This window comes from Teichococcus globiformis (assembly GCF_042646265.1).
In the GTDB taxonomy this organism is placed as follows: Bacteria; Pseudomonadota; Alphaproteobacteria; order Acetobacterales; family Acetobacteraceae; genus Pseudoroseomonas; species Pseudoroseomonas globiformis.
Window position 1 is genome coordinate 424,896 of the sequence record NZ_JBHRTN010000007.1, and the last position, 7,538, is coordinate 432,433.

5 protein-coding genes and 1 tRNA gene are annotated in these 7,538 nt (G+C 59.5%); all 6 read right to left on the bottom strand.

The genetic code is table 11. The features are described 5' to 3' along the window. Positions 1 to 25: 25 nt before the first annotated feature. Entirely contained in the window at positions 26 to 1,426 is a 1,401-nt protein-coding gene (gene ntrX, locus ACFOD4_RS07240) for a nitrogen assimilation response regulator NtrX (RefSeq protein ID WP_379595253.1), read from the bottom strand. Then, positions 1,416 to 3,698, bottom strand: coding sequence for a sensor histidine kinase NtrY-like (locus tag ACFOD4_RS07245; protein WP_379595254.1), 2,283 nt, complete (start codon positions 3,696 to 3,698; stop codon positions 1,416 to 1,418). The genes ntrX and ACFOD4_RS07245 overlap by 11 nt, the downstream gene beginning before the upstream one ends. Before the next feature lie 2 nt (positions 3,699 to 3,700). Continuing rightward, positions 3,701 to 5,140: a nitrogen regulation protein NR(I) gene (gene ntrC / locus ACFOD4_RS07250; protein ID WP_379595255.1), complete on the bottom strand. Its 1,440-nt coding sequence runs from the start codon at positions 5,138 to 5,140 to the stop codon at positions 3,701 to 3,703. Further along, positions 5,137 to 6,273 carry a two-component system sensor histidine kinase NtrB gene (locus tag ACFOD4_RS07255; protein WP_379595256.1) on the bottom strand — a complete coding sequence of 379 codons (1,137 nt, stop codon included), beginning with the start codon at positions 6,271 to 6,273 and terminating at the stop codon, positions 5,137 to 5,139. The genes ntrC and ACFOD4_RS07255 overlap by 4 nt, the downstream gene beginning before the upstream one ends. Continuing rightward, positions 6,270 to 7,346, bottom strand: a complete 1,077-nt coding sequence (dusB, locus tag ACFOD4_RS07260) for a tRNA dihydrouridine synthase DusB (RefSeq protein WP_379595257.1) — start codon at positions 7,344 to 7,346, stop codon at positions 6,270 to 6,272. The genes ACFOD4_RS07255 and dusB overlap by 4 nt, the downstream gene beginning before the upstream one ends. Before the next feature lie 91 nt (positions 7,347 to 7,437). Further along, positions 7,438 to 7,511, bottom strand: a tRNA-Met gene (locus ACFOD4_RS07265). Positions 7,512 to 7,538 lie beyond the last annotated feature (27 nt).

A 7,538-nucleotide genomic window follows, 5' to 3' on the forward strand; every position in this document is an offset into this window, starting at 1 on the left:
TGGAAGGGTCAACTGAGCGGCTGCGTCAGAGCTGGGCGGCGCGGTCCTCGGCCTGAACACCCAGGAACTTCAGCTTGCGATGAAGTGCACTGCGCTCCATCCCAACAAAATTGGCAGTTCGGCTGATGTTGCCGCCGAAGCGAAGCAGCTGCGCCTCCAGATACTGGCGTTCGAAGAGCTCGCGAGCTTCCCGGAGCGGCAGGGTCATGATTTCGGATGAACGATCCAGCTTTAGCGCGGCAGGAGCGGCCGAGCCGACTTCCGGTGGAAGCATTTCAGGGCGGATCGGTTCCCCCACGCTTCCGGGAGCCATGATCAACAACCAATCCACCAAGTTGCGGAGCTGCCGGACATTGCCGGGCCAGTCATAGGCCTGCAATGCAGCCAGTACGTCCTCGGAAAGTTCCCGCGACGGAACCCCGGATATCTCGGCCGAACGGGTCATGAAGTGACGGGCCAGGACCGGCACATCCTCCCGCCGCTCCCTTAACGAAGGCGCACGAAGCGGCACCACCGCCAGGCGGTAATAAAGATCTTCACGGAAGCGGCCAGCACCGATCTCCGTGGCAAGATCCCGGTTGGTGGTGGCGATTACTCTCACATCCACCTTGATGCGGGTCGCACCGCCAACGCGCTCAAACCCTTGCTCCTGGAGAGCGCGCACGATCTTGCCCTGCGTTTCCAGCGGCATGTCGGCCACCTCATCCAGCAGCAGGGTTCCCCCATGGGCACGCTCCAAGACCCCGGCACGCCGCGGCGGTGCCTGCGGATCGTTGCTGGCCTCGATGCCGAACAGCTCCTCTTCGAAACGGGACGGGTTCAGCGTCGCGCAGTTCAAAGCGACGAACGGCTCGGTCGATCGGCGGGACCGTGCATGGATCATACGCGCCGCCACTTCCTTGCCGGCGCCCGCAGGTCCAGAAATCAGCACGCGGCTGCCCGTAGGAGCAACACGTTCGATGGCATTGCGGAGCTGGCTGATGGGCGATGAGTGACCCAGAAGCTCGGTCTCGGCTCCCGCACGTAGCTTGAGTTCGCTGACTTCGCGCTTCAGCCGTGCCGCCTCCAGCGCACGTTCGGCAATCAGGAGCAGACGATCGGACTTGAACGGCTTCTCGATAAAGTCGTAGGCGCCCTGCTGAATGGCCTGCACAGCTGTCTCGATGGTGCCATGGCCCGAAATCATGACGATCGGGACCTGTGGCTCTTCGCGCTGCATGACTTCGAGGATGCCGAGGCCATCCAGCCGGGAGTTCTGTAGCCAGATATCGAGAATGACCAGGCTCGGCCTTCTTGCGCGGAAAGCGGCCAGGGCAGTGTCAGAATTCTGTGCGACCCGAGTGTCGTAGCCTTCATCCGAAAGGATACCCTCCATCAGGGCGCGGATGTCTGGCTCGTCGTCGACGATCAGGATCTCATGCGCCATGGCGGTGCATCTCCGTTGCAGGTCGCGTCATGCCGGCCTCGGCGCGGCGAAACGGCAGGAACAGTGAAGCGCGCGCTCCAGGCAGAACATGCCCATCCGCATCGACACGCTCCGCCAGTGCAAGGCGGCCTCCATGGTCCTCCATGATCTTCTTCACGATGGCAAGTCCGAGGCCGGTTCCTTTCGGCTTGTGAGTGACATAAGGCTCCGTCAGACGCTCCCGTTCCTCGCCTTGTGGCAGTCCCAGGCCATTATCCTCTACGGCTAGGATGACGCCATCTTCCACTAATTCAAGGGCAAGACGGATCTGACTGGGCTCCTCGGCCCTGTCCGCGGAAACGGCTTGACACTTCATCGCAACAGCGTCGGCAGCATTGGTCAGTAGATTTGTAAGGGCTTGCCCGATCAACCTTCGATCACAGGAGAGCCGTGGAGCCTCTGGAGCAATGGAGGTCTCGTAGGTGATATCCGCATGGGCCGCCTGCTGCAGCACGAGGGCTTCCCGCATGATTTGGTCAAGAGCCTCTGGTCGCATCACGGGCTGCGGCATGCGCGCGAAGGCGGAGAATTCATCCACCATCCGTCCGATATCACCAACCTGCCGGACAATCGTGTCCGTACACGCGCGGAAGGTTTCCGGATCGGATTGGATTTCCTTGAGGTAGCGGCGTTTCAGACGCTCGGCGGACAATTGAATTGGCGTGAGGGGGTTCTTGATCTCGTGAGCAATTCTGCGCGCAACATCGGCCCAGGCTGCCTTGCGTTGGGCCGAAAGCAACTCCGTGATGTCGTCGAAGGTCACCACGAACCCCGCAACTTGCCCGCGCAGAAGTTCCGCGCCGATCTTAGCCAGAACCGTGCGCCGCTCCGACGCGGCGCCAATCCGCACTTCCGCGACATGAGACCGCTCTGGCAGAGCCAGAGCCTTCTGGAGCAGAGTGGAAAATTCAGGGACAACCTGCGCCAAGCTTCGGCCGATCTCCGCTTCGAGTTGAAGTCCCAGCAATTCGCTGGCGGATCGGTTCGGCAGGTTGATTCGCCCTTCCGTATCCAGCCCGATTACCCCAGCAGAGACGCCTGACAGCACCGTCTCGGTAAAGCGCCGCCGTTCGTCGATCTGCCGATATGCTTCCAGTAACTCACTGCGCTGCGCCGCGAGCTGGTTGGTCATGCGGTTGAAGGCGCGCGATAGTGTGCCGACCTCGTCATCCGCCTCGCCTTCAGCAACTCGGACTGACAGGTCCCCTCCTCGCACCCGGTCCGCAGCCACGATTAGCCTGGCGAGCGGTCTGGCAATCTGGTTTGCAATGACCAGGCCGATCAGCACAGCAGCCATGAGCACCAGCAATGCGGCGATGGCGAAGATCATGGCAAAGGTGATCTGCAGACCAGATCGGTTGCGATCCAGCTGGTCATATTGCTGAAAGGCACGTTCTGTGCGCTGCATATGCTCTATGACCCCGGGATCTACCGGCCGGCCGATCAGCAACATCAGGCCGTGACCGATATCGAGTTCCACCAGCGCCCTGACACGCCCTTCTTCCGATTCTCCCGGCAGCACGGCTACCTCGCCGCTCCGAACCAGTTCCAACGCCCAGGCGGGTAGAGGCTCCAGCACGGCAGTGGTGGTCAGCCCCGCATGCGAAATCACGCGGTTCAGGGTTGGTTCAAAAACCACCGACTCCGTCAGGCCCCTCAGGGCGGTATGAGTCGCCAGGATCTGAGCAAAGCCATATTGGTTTGTGTCGAGAAGGCGCCCTGCCCGATTCAAATCGGCTGCCATCGCCAAAGCGTCACCGCGGATGGTGTTGCGATGCTCGTCGAGATAGGCGCGCGATGCGACCAGACTGGCTTCCAGTGTGCTGCGTACCCGATCGCTGAACCATGCCTGAATGCCGAGGTTAAAAAAGACAGCCGCAAATATGGCAACCAAAAGAGCCGGAACCACGGCCACAACGCTGAACAGCATGACCAGCCTGACGTGGAGCCTCGATCCAGCCGAGCCACGCCGACGCTCTGCCCAGACACGCACAAGCCGCACGGTCAAGGACACAAGCAGAAGAAGAAGGAATAGTGCGTTGATCAGCACCATAGCCACAACCTGGCCAGGGCGGGTGGGGCCGAATGGGCTACCGCCAGACAACAGGGTGAAGGTGCCGATACCCAAAAGAAGAGCGCCCAGGGCAAGGGTCAAGGTGACGCCGCGCCCTAGTAGGAGATCGAGTGTTTTCCGCCCGAAACCGGGAGCGGTGCGGGGCGCCGCGCGCCGCAAGCTCACGGGAGGCCACGAACAACAGGCAGATCAAGCTCCCGGATCTTCTTCCGCAATGTGTTGCGGTTCAAGCCGAGCATAGCCGCAGCCTTGATCTGATTTCCACGGGTGGCGGCAAGGGCGAGCCTCAGGAGAGGTCGCTCCACTTCTGCTAATACACGTTCATAAAGGTCGCGCACAGGAAGGCCGTCCCTTTGCGCAGCCACGAAACCACTGAGATGACGTTCGACCGCCTGTTCCAACGTTTCAGGCCCTGAGCGGCCTTCGTCGATCTGGTTTTCAGCGTCCATCAGTTCAGCGTGAACCGCATCGGCGCCGATGACCTCCTGTGGATAGAGGGCAGCCAGGCGCCGCATCAGGTTCTCCAACTCGCGGGCATTTCCCGGCCAGCTATGCTGCCGCAGACGATCCACCGCCGTTTCGTCGAGCTGCTTGCCAGGCAAGCCAGATGCCTTTGCTCGCTCTAGGAAATGCCGGGCCAGCAACGAAATGTCCTCGGCCCGCTCGCGTAGCGGCGGCAGACGGATCGGAACAACGTTCAACCTGTAGAACAGATCCTCCCGGAAGAGTCCCTGACGTATGGCTTGTCGGAGATCTCGGTGCGTTGCGGCCACGATCCGGACATTCGCCTTGATAGGATTGCGACCTCCGACCGTGGTGAACTCACCTTCCTGAAGAACTCTCAGGAGCCGGGTCTGAGCTTCAGGAGGCATGTCCCCAATCTCGTCCAGGAACAGTGTTCCTCCGGCAGCCTGTTCAAAGCGGCCTACGCCTCGGGCAAGAGCACCTGTGAACGCACCACGCTCGTGACCAAACAACTCGCTTTCAATCAATTCGCGCGGGATGGCCGCCATGTTGATCGCGATGAAGGGACCCGCGCGTCGACGGCCATAATCGTGTAGGGCACGGGACACCAATTCCTTACCGGTACCGCTCTCGCCCGTAATCATCACCGTCAGGTCGGTGGTCGTCAGCCTAGCCACGGTGCGGTAGATATCCTGCATGGCCGGCGACCGCCCAATGAGAGGCAGCTTTTCGCCGTCGGTCTCCGCATTTTCTTGAACGATGACTGCAGGCGCCGCCAGGGCCCGTGCGACAACGGCGAGCAGTTCTTTCAAATCGAACGGCTTGGGCAGGTATTCGAACGCGCCGCGTTGAGCGGCCTTTACGGCCGTAACGAAGGTCGACTGCGCGGACATCACAACCACCCGCAAATCGGGTCGTACACGCCTGATGCGTGGGACCAGATCCAGGCCATTCTCGTCGGGCATGATGACGTCCGTGACCACTAGATCGCCCAGACCCTCTTCAACCCATCTCCAAAGGGTTGCGGCCGAGGAAGTGGCTCGTACAGCGTATCCAGCGCGGCTCAACGCCTGAGTCAGAACGGTTCGAATGGCGCGATCATCATCGGCCACAAGGATGGTGCGAGTTTCGGTCATGGATCCCTGGTCTGCGTGAGGCCCGAGATAGTGTCAGGAGCCATCGGGAGGGAAAGACGGAACACAGTACGTCCGGGTCTACTGTCGCACTCGATCAAGCCGCCTTGATCCGCCACGAGCTTCGCAACGAGGGCCAGGCCAAGGCCCTGCCCTCCTGGCTTGGTGCTAATGAAAGGCTCCCAGAGCGTCGTTTCCACTTCCTCGGGGATTCCGGGGCCATTATCACGGACGCTGACCTGCAACGGGAGATGAACGCGCTCGCGTGATCCACCGACCGCGATGCGCACACCGTGATGATAGGCGGTGGCAAGCTGAATCTCGCCTGATCGAGGATCAACCGCTTCCGCAGCATTCTTGACGAGATTCAATAATGCCTGCACCAGAAGATCACGGTTTGCTAGAACTGGGGGCAAGGAAGGATCGTAGTCCTCGAGAATTCGAATGTGACTGGCGAAGCCAGTTGTAGCGATGCGCCGAACATGGTCGAGAACTTCGTGAATGTTGATGCTCGCACGCTCAACCGGGCGTTCAGAGAACATCTCCATCCGTTCAACAAGTGTTCGAATACGATCAGCCTCATCTTGAATGAGCGTGCACAGCTCACGGTCGTCTTCATTCGCAGTCTGTTCAAGAAGCTGAGCCGCTCCCCTTATGCCAGACAACGGATTTTTGACCTCGTGCGCCAACATGGCCGCCATGGCCGATGCGCCTCGGGCTGCCCCCCGAAAGTCAAGCTGCCGCTCCAACTGTTGCGCCTTGCTGCTGTCTAGAAGGGTCAGAACGATAGCGCCCGGCATTTCGGGCAATGGCGCTCCGTGAACAGCCACACCGCCACGATGAAGCCGTGGACTTTCCAATGTAAGGTTATGGTCCGATATAGGGGCTTCCTGATGGCGAACTTGGTCGACTAAAGAAAAAAGCCGGCTATCAAGAGGCAGAAGGTCAGAGAGCAGCATCTGCTTGAGCGTAGCGGAAGACTGTTGAAGAAATTGCTCGGCAGCAGGATTGGCAAAGCAACAGCGATTATCGCGATCAAGAACAATGACAGGAATCGGGATTGCAGAAACCAGATCTATTGTAGCTGCCGCTGCTGATCCAGGCTCCGATACGTAGGGAAGGACTTGGCGGATCATGCCGCCAGCATGCCGTTGTCTTCATCAATATCTGTCTGGACATCACGCTCGATGCCTTGATCAATCAGTGGAAGATAGAACCTATCGATTAAATGGTAAACTTCAGCGGGATCATCGGCACGGTTGATCACGCTTCGGAACTCGGCTGACCCAGGCAATCCTTTGGAGTACCAAGCCACATGTTTGCGGGCCAGCCGGATTCCTGGCTGAACACCATGGTGGCTCAAGATGTACTCATAATGGCGCATAAGTACATTGTACTGCGCTCTCAAGTTCGGCGGCGGCAGAATGGCTCCAGTGGCGAGGTACTCGGCGATCTGGGCCAACAACCAGGGTCGCCCATAGCAACCCCGCCCCACCATAACGCCGTCCGCCGCAGACATTTCCAAGGCTCGTTGCGCATCGTCGAGCGTGAGGATGTCCCCATTCGCGATAACAGGAATACCGACGGCTTCTTTGACTTGGCGGATGAAAGCCCAGTCTGCGCTGCCAGTGTAGAACATCTGGCGGGTGCGTCCATGCACCGTCACCAGCCTTATGCCAACATCCTCTGCTATCTTGGCTAGGCGGGGTGCATTAAGGCTCTGATGGTCCCAGCCCATGCGCATCTTCAGCGTCACCGGGACAGAAACGGCCCCGACAACGGAAGACAGGATTTTCGCTGCTGCGACTTCGTCACGCATCAGCGCGCTACCTGCTTGTTGGCCGAGGGCGACTTTCTTAACAGGACAGCCAAAGTTGATGTCGACAATCGAAGCGCCACGATCAACGGCAAGCTTCGCTGCCTGTGCCATAACTTCAGGGTCACAGCCCGCTAACTGAACACTTGCGGGCCCGCCAAAACCGTCGACCTCAGCCATCTTCAACGTCTGCTGGTTTTCGCGCACCATGGCCTGGCTCGCGATCATCTCGCTCACCACCATCGGACCATTAAGTTCACGGCAAAGCCGACGGAATGGAAGATCAGTGACGCCAGACATCGGCGCCAGGATCACAGGTCGAGAGACGACGACATCTCCGATCTGGATAGGCCGAAGCTTGGACATAGACGATTGAGTTAGCGCAGTGCTCATGATTTGAGCATTTACCGCAGTGACAGGTCTACGTCTATGCACTGCAAGAACGTCTGCCTGCAGCACAATCAGTTCATCTACTGAGGAAGGGATGCGGGGACAGGATTTGAACCTGTGACCTTCAGGTTATGAGCCTGACGAGCTACCGGGCTGCTCCACCCCGCGGTGGTGATGGTTGGATGCTGTTTTGGG